Annotated in this window: 16 protein-coding genes and 1 other RNA gene; 13 read left to right on the forward strand and 4 right to left on the reverse strand. The window is 66.6% G+C overall.

The window, feature by feature from the left end; genetic code table 11:
- Window positions 1-27 precede the first annotated feature (27 nt).
- From G6P88_RS00350 to G6P88_RS00400, 11 genes are all read left to right on the forward strand, one after another.
- Window positions 28-654 (forward strand): histidine phosphotransferase family protein, encoded by a 627-nt coding sequence (locus G6P88_RS00350; protein WP_165321309.1) that lies wholly within the window; start codon window positions 28-30, stop codon window positions 652-654.
- A 206-nt stretch (window positions 655-860) separates the two neighbouring features.
- Entirely contained in the window at window positions 861-1,289 is a 429-nt protein-coding gene (locus G6P88_RS00355; protein WP_165321310.1) for a ferritin family protein, read from the forward strand.
- A gap of 80 nt (window positions 1,290-1,369) precedes the next feature.
- Complete coding sequence (locus G6P88_RS00360; RefSeq protein ID WP_165324807.1) at window positions 1,370-3,814, forward strand: chemotaxis protein CheA; 2,445 nt, start codon at window positions 1,370-1,372, stop codon at window positions 3,812-3,814.
- 1 nt (window position 3,815) lies between these two features.
- On the forward strand, window positions 3,816-4,247 hold the full coding sequence (locus G6P88_RS00365; RefSeq protein WP_165321311.1) for a chemotaxis protein CheW: 432 nt from the start codon (window positions 3,816-3,818) through the stop codon (window positions 4,245-4,247).
- A gap of 75 nt (window positions 4,248-4,322) precedes the next feature.
- On the forward strand, window positions 4,323-4,691 hold the full coding sequence (locus tag G6P88_RS00370) for a response regulator (RefSeq protein WP_165321312.1): 369 nt from the start codon (window positions 4,323-4,325) through the stop codon (window positions 4,689-4,691).
- Window positions 4,692-4,757: 66 nt separating this feature from the next.
- Window positions 4,758-5,837, forward strand: a complete 1,080-nt coding sequence (gene cheB / locus G6P88_RS00375; RefSeq protein ID WP_226946664.1) for a chemotaxis-specific protein-glutamate methyltransferase CheB — start codon at window positions 4,758-4,760, stop codon at window positions 5,835-5,837.
- Complete coding sequence (locus G6P88_RS00380; RefSeq protein ID WP_165321314.1) at window positions 5,828-6,679, forward strand: CheR family methyltransferase; 852 nt, start codon at window positions 5,828-5,830, stop codon at window positions 6,677-6,679. The genes cheB and G6P88_RS00380 overlap by 10 nt, the downstream gene beginning before the upstream one ends.
- 61 nt (window positions 6,680-6,740) lie before the next feature.
- A complete protein-coding gene (locus G6P88_RS00385) occupies window positions 6,741-7,442 on the forward strand; it encodes an N-acetylmuramoyl-L-alanine amidase (protein WP_165321315.1) in 702 nt (233 codons plus the stop codon).
- A 75-nt stretch (window positions 7,443-7,517) separates the two neighbouring features.
- Entirely contained in the window at window positions 7,518-7,751 is a 234-nt protein-coding gene (locus tag G6P88_RS00390) for a hypothetical protein (protein ID WP_165321316.1), read from the forward strand.
- A gap of 60 nt (window positions 7,752-7,811) precedes the next feature.
- An RNA gene (rnpB, locus tag G6P88_RS00395) (RNase P RNA component class A) lies at window positions 7,812-8,183 on the forward strand.
- A gap of 81 nt (window positions 8,184-8,264) precedes the next feature.
- Window positions 8,265-9,893 (forward strand): M28 family metallopeptidase, encoded by a 1,629-nt coding sequence (locus G6P88_RS00400; protein ID WP_425594484.1) that lies wholly within the window; start codon window positions 8,265-8,267, stop codon window positions 9,891-9,893.
- Here the strand turns inward: G6P88_RS00400 and G6P88_RS00405 are convergent.
- On the reverse strand, window positions 9,890-10,996 hold the full coding sequence (locus G6P88_RS00405) for a mechanosensitive ion channel family protein (RefSeq protein ID WP_165321318.1): 1,107 nt from the start codon (window positions 10,994-10,996) through the stop codon (window positions 9,890-9,892). The genes G6P88_RS00400 and G6P88_RS00405 overlap by 4 nt on opposite strands.
- A 139-nt stretch (window positions 10,997-11,135) precedes the next feature.
- On the opposite strand from G6P88_RS00405, the gene msrA reads away from it, so the two are divergent.
- A complete protein-coding gene (gene msrA, locus G6P88_RS00410; protein WP_165321319.1) occupies window positions 11,136-11,681 on the forward strand; it encodes a peptide-methionine (S)-S-oxide reductase MsrA in 546 nt (181 codons plus the stop codon).
- A 12-nt stretch (window positions 11,682-11,693) separates the two neighbouring features.
- Here msrA and G6P88_RS00415 read toward each other — a convergent pair whose 3' ends face one another.
- Genes G6P88_RS00415 through G6P88_RS00425 form a run of 3 tightly spaced genes read right to left on the reverse strand, consistent with a single transcriptional unit; the run spans window position 11,694 to window position 13,654 of the window.
- On the reverse strand, window positions 11,694-12,632 hold the full coding sequence (locus G6P88_RS00415) for an L-threonylcarbamoyladenylate synthase (protein WP_165321320.1): 939 nt from the start codon (window positions 12,630-12,632) through the stop codon (window positions 11,694-11,696).
- A gap of 50 nt (window positions 12,633-12,682) precedes the next feature.
- Window positions 12,683-13,030: a GntR family transcriptional regulator gene (locus tag G6P88_RS00420; RefSeq protein WP_165321321.1), complete on the reverse strand. Its 348-nt coding sequence runs from the start codon at window positions 13,028-13,030 to the stop codon at window positions 12,683-12,685.
- Window positions 13,031-13,072: 42 nt separating this feature from the next.
- Window positions 13,073-13,654, reverse strand: a complete 582-nt coding sequence (locus tag G6P88_RS00425) for a nitroreductase family protein (RefSeq protein WP_165321322.1) — start codon at window positions 13,652-13,654, stop codon at window positions 13,073-13,075.
- A 273-nt stretch (window positions 13,655-13,927) separates the two neighbouring features.
- Between G6P88_RS00425 and G6P88_RS00430 the strand changes: the two genes are divergently transcribed.
- Entirely contained in the window at window positions 13,928-15,709 is a 1,782-nt protein-coding gene (locus G6P88_RS00430) for a peptide MFS transporter (RefSeq protein ID WP_165321323.1), read from the forward strand.
- Window positions 15,710-15,720 lie beyond the last annotated feature (11 nt).

The raw sequence follows: 15,720 nt of genomic DNA on the forward strand, positions 1-15,720 counted from the left end.
GTCCGCCTTTCTCGAGGAACGTTTCCCATGGTCAACCGGTCGGCCGATTTCGCCAGCCTTCTCTGCTCGCGGTTGTGCCACGACCTGTTGTCGCCGGTCGGCGCGCTCAACAACGGCATCGAACTGTTGGCAGACGAGACCGATCCCGAGATGCGCGAGCGCTGCCTGGAGCTGCTCGCGGAGAGCGCAGCGGCGACCGCGAACCGTCTGAAATTCTACCGGCTGGCCTTCGGTGCGGCCGGGGGCTTCGGCGAAGCGATCGATACGCGTGAGGCACGCACCGCAATCGAGGGCCTGCATGGCAATGGCAAGGTGAAGCTCGGCTGGATGGTCGAAGCTCCCAGCCTGCCGAAGGATTCGATCAAGATCCTCCTCAACCTGGCTCTGCTCGCTGGCGACGCCCTGGTGCGGGGCGGGGAGCTCGATGTCGCCGCGGAGAATGGCGAGGTCGTCCTGCGTGCCGAAGGCCCGCGCGTCGTGCTCGACGCCGAGTTGCGCAACGCCCTGCTCGGTGAGGCCGACCCCGATCTCCTTTCCGCTCGCGCTGCCGCTGCCTGGCTCGTCCACCTCCTCGTGACAGAGGCGGGCGGCGAGGTGCAGCTTTCGACCCCGTCCGAGGGGCTGCTGATGATCGGGGCCCGGCTGCCGCGCTGAAAATCCCTCAGGTCCGGCCGACTGCGGGTCACCCTAAGGTAAATCCCCCATATTGTTGGCGCACATAAATGCGCCAATAGGCGCAGCATGATCGAGAGAACCCGGGTCGGACAGCGACCATGACGCTTCGAAGAGGGCGCCGGGAACTCCCATGACGCTGCGGGGAAATTAGGTTGGCTAACGGATTGCTCAAATCGCTCAATCGATTGCGTATAGCGCTTGACGATACGGTGCGCGAGCTCGACCTCGCCGTTTCCCAGTCTCATTCCTATGCGAGCTATGCCGAATTCGGACGCGACATGGATATGCGCCGGACGATCATCCAGCGCCTCGACCTGATCGTCGAGCGGCTTGGCGGGCGTGCCTCGGACCGTGGCAGCGTCGCGGGCATTGTACGCCGCATCTTCCTGCAGCTCGCGAGCCGTCTGCTCGACAATGAGCAGCTTGTCGTCCGGCATCTGGCCCGCGAGGAGCGTCGCCTGATCGAGAGCATCAAGCTGCTGGCGGACGCCGAACATGTGCCCGACGACATTCGCCGCGAACTCCATTCGATCCTTCGCTATCTGCACGAGGAGCTCTGCCGCCTCGAAATGATGCGGCGCGTCCCCGGAAGCGCGGCCTATATCGTCCGCTGAGGGCGAGCAGGGAGGCGTAAACCTCACCTTAACCCTCTTACTGCATGACCCCGAACGATTATCTGTTCGGGAAGGGTGACATGGACGATCTGCTCGGCGAATTCGTCGCGGAAACCCGCGATACGCTTGAAGCATTATCGGGTGAGATCGTCGCCTGGGAGAAGGCGCCGGACGACCGCGCCCGGCTCGATGAAATCTTCCGCTTCGTTCACACCGTCAAGGGCAGCTGCGGCTTCCTCAATCTCCCCCGGCTCGAACGGCTCAGCCATGCCGCCGAGGACGTCCTTGCCGACTGCCGGTCGGACCGCCGCCGGCCCGACCCGGCTCTCGTGAGTGCGGTTCTGAATGTCATAGACCGGATCGCCGAGCTCACGGATGCGCTTGAAAGCGGCGCTCACGTGCCCGACGGCGACGACGAACTGTTGATTGCGGCGCTGAGTCCGTCTGCCGTTCCGGGAACACCGGCCAGAGCGGCCGTCGAGGTCCCCACGGGCCTCGCAAAAGGCGCCGATGACCGCGCAGCCGCGATCACGCCATCGGCGCCGGGGGAAGCGCCCGCGCGCGCCGCAGCGGCGCCGCTGCAGCTCCGTAGCGTCGCGCGCACGATCAGGCTCCCGGTCGATCTGCTCGACCGCATGATGGCCGGCGTCTCCGATATGGTGCTGGCACGCAACGAACTCGCCCGCCGGCTCCGCGACGGAGAGACCGAATCGGCCACCGAGGTCGCATTCGAGCGTCTCTCGACCTGCATCGCGGAAATGCGCGATGCCATCACCCGTACGCGAATGGCGCGGGTGGAGACACTGTTCGCCGCCCTGCCGCGCATGGTACGCGACGTTTCGGCCGAACTCGGCAAGCAGGTGCAGCTGGAGATCGACGGGGGCGATGTCGAGCTCGATCGCGAGATGATCGAAATGATCCGCGACCCGCTTACCCATATCGTCCGCAATGCCATCGATCATGGCATCGAAGATGCCGAGGGTCGGGTGCGCGCGGGCAAGCCGCTGGCGGGACGCCTCCATGTGAGCGCGCGTCAGGCGGGCAACCAGATCCTCATCGAGGTCATCGACGACGGCCGCGGGATCGACGGCGAGCAGCTCGCCGAGAAGGCGGTCATGCTAGGTTTGTTGCCTGCCGAGAAGGCGGCGGCGCTCAGCCTCGACCGCAAGATCGACCTGATCTTCGAGCCTGGCCTCACCACCGCCCGCCACGTCACGGCCATTTCGGGGCGCGGCGTGGGCATGGACGTGGTGCGCGCGAATGTGGAGAAGATCGGTGGGCTGATCGAGCTGGACAGCCGGCCTGGGCTCGGCGTCCGCATCACGCTTCGCGTGCCATTGACGCTGACCATCATCCCCGCGCTGACGATCAGCAGCGGTGGCGAACATTTCGCGATTCCGCGTTCCGCGATCGACGAGATCGTCCGGATCGGCGGCCAGGCGGTGCGGATGGGGCGGCTCGGCGGAGCGGACATCGTCCATATTCGCGGGCAGCGCCTGCCCGTCGTGTCGCTTGGTGCGGTGCTTGGCCTGGCGCCTCGCGCCGATCAGGCCAATCTGGTCGTCGTCAAGCTTTCGGGGGGCGCCCGCTACGCGCTCGCGGTCGAGGCCGTACACGATCATGAGGAACTGGTGGTGAAGCCGGCCGCGCCGGTCGTGATGGCGTGCGGAGTCTATGGCGGCACCACCTTGCCCGACAACAGCCGGCCGATGCTGCTGCTCGACGTCGCCGGGATTGCCGAGCGAGCGGGGGTGCTGCGCGATGGTGCCGCCGTGGTGGAACTCGCCGCCGAGGAGCCCGAGGAGGAAGCGGCGGACAGCGGCGTGGTGCCCGTGCTGCTGTTCCGGGATCTCGACGGGGTCCAGCGCGGCATCCCCCTCGCGCTGGTCGAGCGGATCGAGGATTGCTTCGCCTCATCGGTAAGCAACAGTGCGGGACGCATGCGGCTCAACATGGACGGGCGCCTGTTGCCGATGCTTTCGTGCGGGGCGCCGATCGTCGAGACCAAGTTCCGCGTGTTGCGGATGCGCGACGGCGCCGAGGAGCTGGCCTATGCTATCGACGTGGTGATCGACATCGTCCCCGTGGCGATCGACCTGCAGCCCAGCGTCGTCCCGGGGCCAATCGCCGGCGTCATGCTGATCGACGATCAGCCGGTCGAGTTCATCGACGCCTTCTGGCTCTTCTCGCAGGGGCTCTCTCAGGGGCTGGGCGGGGAGCCGGCGCCGGACGAGCGCCCGGTCTGCCTGCTGTCCGATGACGATCCCTGGACGCGGCAGGTGCTGGCGCCGCTCGTCGAGGGGGCAGGCTACAATGTCGTCTTCGACCGTGAGGCGGCCGATGGCAAAGCCGACCTGATCATCCTGCCCGACGGCGCGCCCGCCCCGGTGACCGGAGACGCGCCGATCCTCAAGCTGCGGCCGATGGCCGACGATCGCGGCGCCTCCCCCGATAGCCTGTGGCGCTACGACCGCGTCGGGCTCGCCGCGCAGCTGCGGCGGCACTGGAACCGACGGAGCGCCTGACATGCACAATCTCTATCTGATCATTGCCATCGGCGGACAGCGCGCCCTGCTGCCGGCGGCGTGCGTCGAATCGGTCGTCGAGGTCACCGAGATCACGTCCGTTCCCTGCGCCCCCCCGCATGTCCGCGGCCTCTTCGCGCTGCGCAGCCGCGTGCTGACCGTCATTGACCCGCTGCCCGCATTGGGCGAGCGCCGCGCGTCAGATCATGGCGACCAGGCGGTGATCGTGCATGTTGACGGCCATCTCTATGCCATGCTGGTCGATGACGTGGACGACGTGGTCGTCATCGACGGCGCCCCTGCGGCCCCCAGGGCGCTGCTTTCGCCCGGCTGGGCCTCGCACACCGAAGGCGCGCTGGAACTCGACGGCGAGCCGCTGCTGCTGATCGACGTCGCTACGATCATCGCCGGTCCGCTCGACCTCGCCGCCTGATCCGGCCGTTAACGCCACGCTTACCCCGATCGCCCTAAGCTGTCGCCAAAGGCTATCCAGGATGGAAGACGGTACATGAAGACCTGCCTCGTGGTTGACGATTCCAAGGTGATACGGAAGGTCGCCCGCCACATATTGGAAGCCCTGAATTTCTCGGTGGAGGAGGCAGGCGACGGCCGAGAGGCGCTCGACCGATGCAGCGTCGGCACCTTGCCCGACGTCATCCTGCTCGACTGGAACATGCCGGTGATGAGCGGCATGGAATTTCTGCGCTCGCTGGGGGCGGCGGACCTGCCGTCGCGGCCGAAGGTGGTGTTCTGCACGACCGAGAACGACCTTGCGCACATCAAGGCCGCGATCGAGGCCGGCGCGGACGAATATATGATGAAGCCGTTCGATCGCGAGACGCTCGAAAGCAAGCTGCAGCTGGTGGGCGTCGCCTGATCGATGGTGCGCGCTGGGCTCACCGGTAGCGTGCGTTCGGGGCCACCGGATCCGGCCCCGGCCCCCGTGCGGCCGATCCGCGTCCTGCTTGTCGATGACTCGCTGGTCGCCAGGACGGTGCTCGCGCGGCTGCTCGAGGGGCGTCCCGAATTCGATATCGCCGGCGCTTCGCCCACCGCAGACCATGCGATCGACTTTCTGGGCGGCCAGGATATCGACATCGTCGTCCTGGACGTCGAAATGCCCGGCAAGGACGGGCTCACCGCCTTGCCCGAAATCCTGGCGGCGAGCGACGGCGCGCGCGTGCTGATCGTTTCGTCGGCCGCCGAAGCCGGGGCCTCGGCGACTGTCCGTGCCCTGACCCTTGGCGCCGCCGACACATTGCTGAAGCCTACGGCGGGCAATTTCGCCGGCGAATTCGCGCAGAAGTTCGTCGATGCGTTGCTCCGCATCGGTCATGCTCCGCCGCGAGTGGGCAGGTGCGAGGGGCGCGTGCGCGACACGCCCCAGCGTCCGGCCGTCCCTGCACCGATCGTGCCGCTGCGGCAGCTGCGGACGGGGCACATCGCCTGTCTTGCCATCGGTGCGTCGACCGGCGGATTGCATGCGCTGTCGGCCTTCCTGCGTCGGCTGACGCCGGACTTCCGCGCGCCGATCCTGATCACGCAGCACCTGCCGCCACCCTTCATGCCCTATTTTGCGGCCCAGCTGCGCGACATTGCCGGCCGGCCGACGTCGGTCGCCGTCGACGGCGCGCCGCTGGTCGCGGGCGAGCTGCTGGTGGCACCGGGCGAGGGGCATATCCGGCTCGCGCGCAAAGCCTCGCGCATCGTCATCCAGATCGATGCCACGCCGGCACCGAGCCGGTGCATGCCCTCGGTCGATCCCATGTTCGAGGCTGTCGCCCAGATGTTCGGCGGCGACGGTGTCGGCGTTGTCCTGACCGGGATGGGCCGTGACGGGACGATCGGGGCGGAGGCGATCGTCAAGGCGGGCGGCGAGATACTCGCGCAGGATTCGGCCAGCTCGGTCGTCTGGGGCATGCCGGGCTCGGTCGCGCAGGCGGGTTTCGCCTCGCTCGTCCTGCCGCCCGAGGATCTGGCGCGCCACGTCTGCGCCCGGGAAGCGGCCGCAGCATGGAAGTAAGCCTCCGCGCGGCACAGATCATCGCCGGTCGGTTCGAGCAGGCGACCGGGCAGAGTCTGGCACCCGAACGCTTCTGGCGGATCGGCACCACGCTGTCGCCTTTCTGCCGCGATCGCGGGCTGTGCAGCATCGACCAGCTGGCCTGCATCATCGACAAAGGGACGGACGCCGAACTGTCGCTCGACATGATCGACGCGCTGCTCAACAACGAGACCAGTTTCTTCCGCGATGCAGGCGCCTTCGGGCAGATCGCCGAAACGCTGTTGCCGCGTCTTAGGGCCGACCGTGCAGCGGAGCGCCGCATCCGGATATGGTCCGCCGCCTGCTCGACCGGCCAGGAGGCCTATTCGCTGGCCATGCTCTTCGGCGAACAGGCCGAGACATGGGCCGGCTGGCGGGTCGAAATCTTCGGCAGCGATATCTCGCGCGCCGCCATACAACATGCCCGCATCGGGCTCTATTCGCAGTTCGAGGTTCAGCGCGGCCTGCCGATCCGCAAGTTGGTGAGCTGGTTCGATCCGGTTCTCGACCGGGGCTGGCGCGTGAAGGCGGACCTGGCCGCGATGGTCACCTTCGGGCGGCACAATCTGCTCGGGCCGCCGCCTGCAGGAGGGCGATTCGACATCATTCTCTGCCGTAATGCGCTGCTCTATTTCTCGCCGGATCGGCGGCGCCAGCTGCTCGACGGACTGTCGCTGGCGATCGCCCCCGATGGCGCGCTGCTGCTTGGAGCGGGGGAGACGGCCTCGGGGTTTTCCGGCCGCTTCGTCCATGATCCCGACATGCAGATGGTCTATCGCCCGGCGTCCTTCGGCGGGCAGTCGAGGGCCGATGCCGCCTGACCGGCGGCTTTGCCAACTGACGGGCATTGCTGCCGTGCGTGCCAACGCCTAATCGGTGGGGATGAACGCGATCATCGATTGTCCCTCGCCCAACCATGACGAGCGGACGCTGCCCGTCTCGATGCTGGTGCTCCACTATACGGGGATGCAGGACGCGGCCTCGGCCATCGCGCGGCTGACCGATGCCGAGGCCAAGGTGTCGAGCCATTATCTGGTTGCCGAGGACGGGCAGGTGATGCGTCTGGTCGGCGAGGATCGGCGCGCCTGGCATGCCGGCAAGGCGCTGTGGCGCGGCATATCCGATGTCAATTCGGCGAGCATCGGGATAGAGATCGTCAACCCCGGCCACGAATTCGGCTACCGGCCTTTTCCGGCCAGCCAGATGGATGCGCTTGTCCCGCTGGTCGCCGATATCGTCCAACGATATGGGATCGAGCCGGCCAATGTCGTCGGCCATTCCGACGTCGCGCCCGCCCGCAAACAGGACCCGGGCGAGCTGTTCGACTGGGAATTGCTGGCCCGGCTGGGCCTCGCCGTGCCGCGTCCGCGCAAGAACCTCGCCGACCCGCACTGGACGCCCGGCGGATTTCTGCTGGCGCTGGAGCGCTTCGGCTATGATGTCAGCGACGGCCCTGCCGCCGTCACCGCCTTCCAGCGCCGCTTCCGCCCCGAGACGGTCGACGGCATTGCCGATGGGGAATGCCGGGCGATATTGCTGCGGTTGCTGCTCGACCGCGAGCCGATCGCGAACGCCCCCGCCTGATCGGTGACCCGAGCCCGAGCTGTTGCCGGGATTTGGCGCTGGTTTATGCTGTGCTGGAGATTGCGGGGGCAGTTCATGAAACGGACGAAAGAACAGCATTGGAAGATCGGCGCCGGTCCGCTGGCCATGCTGGTGGTGTTGCTGCCGCTCTGGGCCGAATTTCAGGAGCCGGGGCAGACGCTTTGGAACATCGCGCTGTTTCTGATCCTGTTCGGTTTGTTCGTCGGGACATTCTTTCTGCAGCGATATCTGCGGCGGAATATCGACAAGGTGGGCGAGGCCCGGTTCGATACGCGCAACAAGCCCTGATCGCGCGCTCCCTGCATCCGCTTGAGCCTGCCGACACAACCCGCTATCGGACGCGCCGTGCCAGAGGATCGGGCGATCGCCGCGCCGCGAGGCGGGGAGGAAAGTCCGGGCTCCAAGGAGTGACGGTGCCGGGTAACGCCCGGCGGGGGCGACCCCAGGGACAGTGCCACAGAAAGCAAACCACCCGACGGACCCGCGAGGGTTTCGGGCAAGGTCGAAAGGGTGCGGTAAGAGCGCACCGCGGGCCCGGTAACGGGAACGGCATGGTAAACCCCACCGGGAGCAAGATCGAATAGGGACGGCGCATGGGCTACTCCGCCCGGTCGTCCGGGTTGATTGCTGGAGGCCGCGTGCAAGCGCGGTCCTAGAGGAATGATCGCCCATCCGGCTCCGGCCGGTGGACAGAACCCGGCTTACAGATCCTCTGGCACCTTCTCCCACCCTTGCGCGGGCGCTGCTGCAGCCTACAATCGGCCCATGCGCATAATTCATTCCATCGTCGCCGCTTTGGCGATGCTCGCCGCCGTCCCCCAAACCGCCATTGCCGCTCCGGCCATCGATCCGGCCCGGTTGACGCAGACCGTCCGGACCCTCGCCTCCGACCTGTTCGAGGGGCGGGCACCGGGAACGCGCGGGGAGGACAGGACGATCGGCTATCTCGTGTCTCGCTTCGAGGCGTTGGGGCTGGAACCCGGCGGCAAGGATGGCCAGTGGGTCCAGCAGGTCCCGCTGCTCCATACGAAGCTGGGTGCCCCGCGTCTGTTGCGCTTCGCGACGCCCAAGGCGGAGATCGCCCTGACCCAGGGCGGCAATGTCCATCTGTCGACGGTCCGTCCCGATGACGTCGCGAAGATCGCGGCAGCCCCGGTCGTGTTCGTGGGCTATGGCGTGAAGGCATCCGAGCGCGGCTGGGACGATTTCAAGGGCGTCGACCTGAAAGGCAAGGTGGTCGTCTTCCTCGTCAATGATCCCGACTTCGCGGCTGGCTCAAAGGAGCCGGTTGCCGGAAAGTTCGGCGGCCGGACGATGACCTATTATGGCCGCTGGACCTACAAGTTCGAAGAGGCTGCGCGGCAGGGCGCGATCGGTGCGCTGATCGTCCACGACACGGCAGGGGCCGGCTATGGCTGGAACGTCGCGATCAGCGCCGGAGGCGAGAATTATGACATCGTGCGCAAGCCGGAGAACCTGACGAGCGTGGCGCTTCAGGGATGGCTAGCGGCTCCGGCGGCGGAATCGTTGTTCGCCGCGGCGGGCCTCGACCTCGCCAGGCTGTCGCGCGACGCACGCTCGTCGGGCTTCAAGCCGATCGAGTTGAAGGGCTTGCGCTTCGATGCGGACGTGCCCGTGGCGCATGAGCAGGTCATGAGCCACAATGTCCTCGCGCGCCTGCCAGGCGCGAGCCGACCCGACGAGACCGTGATGTACGGCGCGCATTGGGACGCCTATGGTGCGGGCAAGCCCGATGCGCAGGGGCGCATCTACCGGGCCGGAGCCAATGACGACGCGCTGGGCATCGCGGCGCTCATCGAGATCGCACGCGGCATGACCGCTGGGCCGCGTCCTGAACGGTCGGTGCTCTTCGCCGCCTGGACGGCCGAAGAGCGCGGCCTGCTCGGATCCGAATATTATGCGGCCAATCCGATCTACCCGCTCGAGAAGACCGTGGCGACGCTCGATATCGACATTCTCCAGACGGCAGGCCGTGCGCGTGACGTCGTGCTGGTCGGCAAGGGGCAGGGGACGCTGGAGGACGATCTCGCCCGCGTCGCCGCGACCCAGGGCCGCCGCGTGACGCCCGAGAGCCTGCCCGAGCGGGGACTCTTCTATCGCGCCGACCATTTCCCTTTCGCCAAGCGGGGTGTGCCGGTGTTGCTGATGATGGGCATCGCCGGGGCGTCCGACCTGGAGCAGGGCGGCGCCGCGGCCGGCCAAGCCTGGATCGATCGCTACACTGGCGACTGCTACCATCAGGCCTGTGATGCCTGGGGCCCGGACTGGAATCTGGACGGGGCGGTGCAGGATATCGAGGCGATGGCGATCATCGGCGACGAGCTGGCCCGATCGCGGCGCTGGCCGGGTTGGAAGACCGGCTCGGAATTCAAGGCGGTGCGCGACGCAAGCGAGGCCGTGCGCCGCTAGGCCGCAACGGTCCCCTCAGCCTTTGCTGAACGCACTTCCAGCGCGCCGGCAGGCAATTGCCGGCGGCGTGGGAAGGCTTCGGGCATCTCGCTGGCGATGAAGGTCAGCAGCGCCTCGCGCACGTCGCAGCGCAGGTCGAACGCGCGGCCGGCATCGCGCGCGGTCACGAGGACGCGGACCTGGACAGCTTCGGGCGCGGTCTCGGTCACCTGCAGGTTCCAGAAGCGGCCGTCCCAGCGCGCATTGGCCTCTACGATCTCGCCGGCTTTCGCGCGTAACCGCGCGAAATCGGTGGCGGGGTCGAGATGGAGGATGACCGACCCCATCAACGCCGAAGTGGAGCGGGTCCAGTTCTGGAAGCTCTCCTCGAGGAACTTGGACACGGGCACGATCAGCCGGCGATCGTCCCAGATGCGGACGACGACATAGGTCAGGCGGATTTCCTCGACCCGGCCCCATTCGCCCTCGACGATCAGCACGTCGTCGATGCGGATCGGCTCGGTGAAGGCGAGCTGGATGCCCGCGATCAGGTTCTTGAGCGCGGGTTGCGCCGCAGCGCCAACGGCCAGACCGGCGAGACCGGCCGAAGCGATCAGAGTCACCCCGACATTGCGCACGCCGGGAATGCTGAGCAGCATCATGCAGATGGTGAGGAAGAGGATCAGGAAGATCGCGATCCGCACGAGAATGACGAGACGCGTCTGACGCCGACGCGCCTCCAGATTATCCTCGGCCGTCAGGTCGTGCCGCGCGCTCAATATGTCGCTCGTCGCACGAACGAGCGCGACGGCGAGCCAGCCGATCAGGCCGGGAATGGCGAAGCCGGTGAGCTGAATCCATAGCCGGGCTGCCCAGTCGGGCAGGTGCAGCGCCGGCTGGACCATGCCGAGCGCGACGAGCACGAACATCCAGCGTGCGGGTTCGCGGATACGGGCGACGATCAGGTCGTCCGCGCCGTTGCGCGTGCGTCCGGCGACCCGGACGAGCAGTGCATGGATGAGCCGATGGGCGACGGTCGCGACGAGGATTGCAAGCGCAAGCACGATCAGATCCGCCACCAGCGCGGCAAGCCTGGGCGGGAAGGCCAAATGGCCAATCAACATTTCTTCCATATTCGACCAATGACGCCGCCGCACATCGGTTCCTCGGCCGATCCCCGCTGTTCCACGGCTCGCCGCGAACGGTCGTCGTTGCAACGGTGGCTAGATGCCCTATCTCTACAGCCAAATACGGAGATCAATCATGGCGAAGGAAATCGCGACGCTGGCCGGAGGATGCTTCTGGTGCGTCGAAGCAGTGTTCGACGACATCATTGGAGTGGAGTCGGTTGAAAGCGGCTATATCGGCGGGCATGTTCCCAATCCGACCTACAAGCAGGTCTGCAATGGCGACACAGGCCATGCCGAGGCGATCCGCGTGGCCTTCGATTCCGACGTCATCAGCTATGGCGAACTGCTCGACATCTTCTTCCACGTCCACGACCCGACCCAGCTGAACCGCCAGGGCAACGACGTCGGCCCGCAATATCGCTCGGCGATTTTCCCCCATTCGCCCGAGCAGGAGGCCGAGGCCAAGGCTGCCATCACCCGCGCGCAGGCCGACTGGCCCGCTCCAATCGTGACGCGGATCGAGCCCGACGCACCCTGGTATGTCGCCGAGGACTATCATCAGGAGTATTTTGCCCGCGAAGGGGCGAGCAATGGCTATTGCGTGATGGTGGTGGCGCCCAAGCTGGCGAAGTTCCGCAAGAGCTATGCGGCACGGCTCAAGGACGGCGCGAAGGTCTGAGCGCCGGACGTCTCAGCGCGGGGCTGCCGCGCGGCGCAGCCGGTCGTTGATCGCGATGCCGAGCCCGCTGGCCGGGATCGGCGCCACGGCAATGGCCGGTGCGGAGGCGGCGTCTGCCACATGAAGCACGTCGAACAGCCGCGCGGCGGCTTCCGTGAGGTTGGCGTCCGGCGATAATGATGTGTCGCCCGCGACCGGCCCGAAGCCGATCAGATATTCGTTCGGCCGTCGCTCCATGGCGTTCAGGCGGACAGGCTTCGACGGCGCATAATGACTGACCATCTGTCCCGGTGCTTCGATCGTGCCGTTGTCGCTTGTCGACACTGAAACGCTGCCAGCTTCGGTCAGCATCTCCGGCGTCACGCTGCCCGGACGCAACAGGCGCAGTCGGTCCTCCTCGACCGCGACGATGGTGGATTCAATCCCTACCTCGGTCGGACCGCCGTCGAGGACCAGTTCGATCCGGCCAGCCAGCGACTGCGCGACATGCTCTGCACGCGTGGCGCTGATCGAGCCGCTGGCATTGGCGGACGGTGCCGCCAGCGGATGGCCACATCGGGTGATCAGTGCGCGAATGACGGGGTGCGCAGGCATCCGGACAGCAACAGTGGACAGCCCGGCGGTCGTCAGCCGCGCGACCGGAGCGTCCTCGGCGAGCGGCAGGACGAGGGTCAGGGGGCCGGGCCAGAAGGCCTCGGCCAACCGCCGCGCGAGCGGCGAAAAGGTCGCGACGGTTTCGGCCATGTCCATGCCGTCGACATGAACGATCAGTGGGTTGAAGCTGGGGCGGCCCTTGGCGGCGTAGATCGCCGCGACGGCATCGCCGTTGGTGGCATCACCGGCCAGTCCATAGACCGTCTCGGTAGGAACTGCGACCGGGCGCGTGCGCTGGATTGCCTCAGCGGCAGCTGCGATTCCGGCTTCGTCGGCAGGGATGATGCGGGTTTCCATGCACAGGTCGCGCTATAGCGACCGGCGGTGGCGGGCAAGCCCCTTGCGGCTCAGCCCTCGACCCGGTCGAGCAGGTCGGCGGCGTCGATGTGCAGGCGCCGCATCGTGCGGACGACGCGCGGCCATTCGTCGCGCAGGAAGGCGGTCCGCGCTTCCTCACGCAGGCGGGCTGTCGCGCCCTCGGCGACGAACATGCCGACACCACGCTTGACCGTCACGAAGCCCTCGTCCTGAAAGCCCTGATAGGCCTTGGCCGCCGTCAGCGGATTGGCGCCATGCTGCGCAGCAAAGACCCGGACCGACGGAAGGGCGTCGCCATCGCCATAAGTCCCGTCGAGTATGGACTCGGCGATGATGTCGCGGAGGCGGAGATAGACGGGACGGTCCTGGCTGCTCATAGCGTCACACTGTGCTAACACAGCATGGCGCGTCAATGGCAATCAGCCTTTCCACGTCGAAACGACAGCTTCATAGGCCGGGCGAGGACGCTCTTCCAGATCGCGCGACGGGGTGCCGAGGAAGAGGAAACCTGCGATCCGGTCGCCTGCGCGGCCTCCCAGGCTTTGCAGCACCTGTGCGCTGTAGGCAGGCCAGCCGGTGAGCCAGCTGCCGACGAACCCGGCTGCGTGGGTGGCCGCCAGCAGGTTCATGCAGACCGCGCCGGCCGACAGTTCCTGCTCCCACAAAGGAATCTTGCTGCTCTCCACCGGGGTCGAAAGGACCGCAACCAGCGTCGGCGCCTGGCGCGCGAACTGCTCCATCGCTTCGAGTTCGAGGCGTCCCGCGCCGGGCTTGTCGGCGAGATAGGCAGACTTGAGCATGTCGGCGAAAGCCTCGCGGCGATCGGACTCGACGATCACGAAACGCCAGGGCGCCAGCTTGCCGTGGTCCGGTACGCGCATCGCGGCGCTCAAAATGGCGGAAAGCTGGGCCTCGTCAGGGCCGGGCGCCACCATGTCGCGGGGCTTGCCCGAGCGGCGCGTGGCGAGGAGAGCGGCGGGCGAAGACAGGTCGTTGAACATGGTGCGCGGTCTATCAGCTGGTGTCGATTGCAACAATCGGCTTCACAGGGCGGGATTCGCCGCTACTGTTGACATCCATGAAGGCCGCGCAGCGCTGGACGGCCTGATCGCCCGGCGGCGAGCGAAAAGCTTGTCGCATCAGGCGCCTGTCCGATCCGTCGACGACGGAGCGGGACGGGTGCGACAGGCAAGGGGCCTGTGGCGAGAGGGAGAGTGAAGCGCCGTGCGCCGATAACGCAAGGCTCCCCGAGGGCCGAAAACAGAAAGCACTTCATGGTCAATCCCGACGCAGACGCGACGACCGAGCCGGCCTCGCGACAGGTGAGCCGCTCGGACGGCGACACCTGGTTCGGCCACCCCAGACAGCTGGCGCGGCTCTTCTCCACCGAGGCGATGGAACGCTTCGGCTTCTATGGCATGCGGGCGCTGTTGACGCTCTATCTGGCGCAGCATTTCCTGTTCAACGACCAGACCACCAACGGCCTCTACGGCGGCTTCACGGCGCTGGTCTATCTGACGCCGCTCGTCGGCGGCCTGCTAGCGGATCGCTATCTCGGCTCGAAGAAGTCGGTGAAGTTCGGCGCGATCCTGATGTCGATCGGCTATCTGACGCTGTGCTTCGGCGGTCCGACGGCCAAGCCCTATGCGATGATCGACAACGCCCGCTACGAGGTGGTGATCGACGACGCCAAGCAGCAGTTCGTCGTCGACGGCAATCGCCAGCTGGCGATCAAGGGCCGCGAGGACGGCAGCGTCGACCTCGTCGCCCCCGATGGCAGCGTCGCACGCACGGTGGCGAAGGGCGGCTTCAAGGCCGACGCCGATCGCGACAATTTCTACACGATGCTGATGCTGGTCGCGCTGACCATGGTCACCGTCGGCAACGGCTTCTTCAAGCCCAACATCTCGACGATCGTCGGCGCGCTCTACGAACAGGGCGACCGGCGCCGCGATGCGGGCTTCACGATCTTCTACATGGGGATCAATCTCGGCTCGCTTTTCTCACAGATCCTGTGCCCCTTCCTCGCGGTGGCGCTGGGCTGGTGGGCAGGCTTCGGTCTGGCCGCGATCGGCATGATGATCAGCTGGGCGCTCATCCAGTTCGCCGGCGACAAGCTCGACGGCTATGGCGATCCGCCACCGGGGCAGGACAAGGACCGCTCGCTGCTGATCTATATCGGCGCGATCGCGGCTGTCCCGGTCGGCTGGTTCCTGTTCGTCAACCTGATGAACAGCACCGCGACGCCCGCCGGCAGCGGCATCGTCGGCTATCTTCTTGGCCTGCCCATCATGGGCAAGGTGCTGTTCGCCTCCTTCCTCGCCTCGGTCGTCCTGATCCCGCTCTGGGCGCTCAAGGTCGGCAACAAGGTCGAGTTTCAGATGATGGTCGCGGCGATCGTGCTGATCGTCTTCAACGTCGTCTTCTGGACGCTGTTCGAGCAGGCGGGGTCTTCGCTGACGCTCTTCGCCGACCGCAACACCGACCTCTCGATCTTCGGTCTCTTCACCATGACCGCAGGGCAGACGCAGTTCTTCAACGCCTTCTTCATCGTCGTGCTGGCGCCGCTGACGTCGATCCTGTGGGGCGCGCTCGGCCGGCGCGGCATAGAGCCGTCGATCCCGGTCAAGTTCGCCATCGCGCTGGCGGGCGTGGGCTTGGGCTTCCTCGCCCTGGTTTGGGGCACGGCCTATGCCGGACCCGACTTCAAGGTGTCGGTCTGGTGGCTGGCGCTGCTCTACCTGATCCACTCGATGGCCGAGCTGTGCATCTCGCCGGTCGGACTGTCGATGATCACCAAGCTGTCGATCGCGCGCGTCGTCGGTCTCATGATGGGCCTGTGGTTCCTGTCGATCAGCTGCGCGCAATATGTCGCCGGCATGGTCGCGCAGGTCGCCAGCGTGGAAACGGTGGGCGGTCAGGTGACCAACCTCAAGGTCAGCCTCGACACCTATGCCGGTGTCTTCCAGACCATCGGCCTCGTTTCGATCGGCATCGGCGTGGTGCTGTTCCTTCTCTCTCCGGTCATCAAGAAGTGGATGCACGGTGTCCAATAAGTTCCTCTACG

The sequence above is a fragment of the Rhizorhabdus phycosphaerae genome (assembly GCF_011044255.1).
Classification (GTDB): Bacteria; Pseudomonadota; Alphaproteobacteria; order Sphingomonadales; family Sphingomonadaceae; genus Rhizorhabdus; species Rhizorhabdus phycosphaerae.

Bases quoted from the DNA above. Each gene is read 5' to 3' on its own strand.
- G6P88_RS00350 (WP_165321309.1), top strand. From the start codon at position 28: ATGGTCAACCGGTCGGCCGATTTCGCCAGCCTTCTCTGCTCGCGGTTG.
- G6P88_RS00360 (WP_165324807.1), top strand. From the start codon at position 1,370: ATGGACGATCTGCTCGGCGAATTCGTCGCGGAAACCCGCGATACGCTT.
- G6P88_RS00365 (WP_165321311.1), top strand. From the start codon at position 3,816: ATGCACAATCTCTATCTGATCATTGCCATCGGCGGACAGCGCGCCCTG.
- G6P88_RS00370 (WP_165321312.1), top strand. From the start codon at position 4,323: ATGAAGACCTGCCTCGTGGTTGACGATTCCAAGGTGATACGGAAGGTC.
- G6P88_RS00380 (WP_165321314.1), top strand. From the start codon at position 5,828: ATGGAAGTAAGCCTCCGCGCGGCACAGATCATCGCCGGTCGGTTCGAG.
- G6P88_RS00385 (WP_165321315.1), top strand. From the start codon at position 6,741: ATGAACGCGATCATCGATTGTCCCTCGCCCAACCATGACGAGCGGACG.
- G6P88_RS00390 (WP_165321316.1), top strand. From the start codon at position 7,518: ATGAAACGGACGAAAGAACAGCATTGGAAGATCGGCGCCGGTCCGCTG.
- G6P88_RS00400 (WP_425594484.1), top strand. From the start codon at position 8,265: ATGCTCGCCGCCGTCCCCCAAACCGCCATTGCCGCTCCGGCCATCGAT.
- G6P88_RS00405 (WP_165321318.1), bottom strand. From the start codon at position 10,996: ATGTTGATTGGCCATTTGGCCTTCCCGCCCAGGCTTGCCGCGCTGGTG.
- msrA (WP_165321319.1), top strand. From the start codon at position 11,136: ATGGCGAAGGAAATCGCGACGCTGGCCGGAGGATGCTTCTGGTGCGTC.
- G6P88_RS00415 (WP_165321320.1), bottom strand. From the start codon at position 12,632: ATGGAAACCCGCATCATCCCTGCCGACGAAGCCGGAATCGCAGCTGCC.
- G6P88_RS00420 (WP_165321321.1), bottom strand. From the start codon at position 13,030: ATGAGCAGCCAGGACCGTCCCGTCTATCTCCGCCTCCGCGACATCATC.
- G6P88_RS00425 (WP_165321322.1), bottom strand. From the start codon at position 13,654: ATGTTCAACGACCTGTCTTCGCCCGCCGCTCTCCTCGCCACGCGCCGC.
- G6P88_RS00430 (WP_165321323.1), top strand. From the start codon at position 13,928: ATGGTCAATCCCGACGCAGACGCGACGACCGAGCCGGCCTCGCGACAG.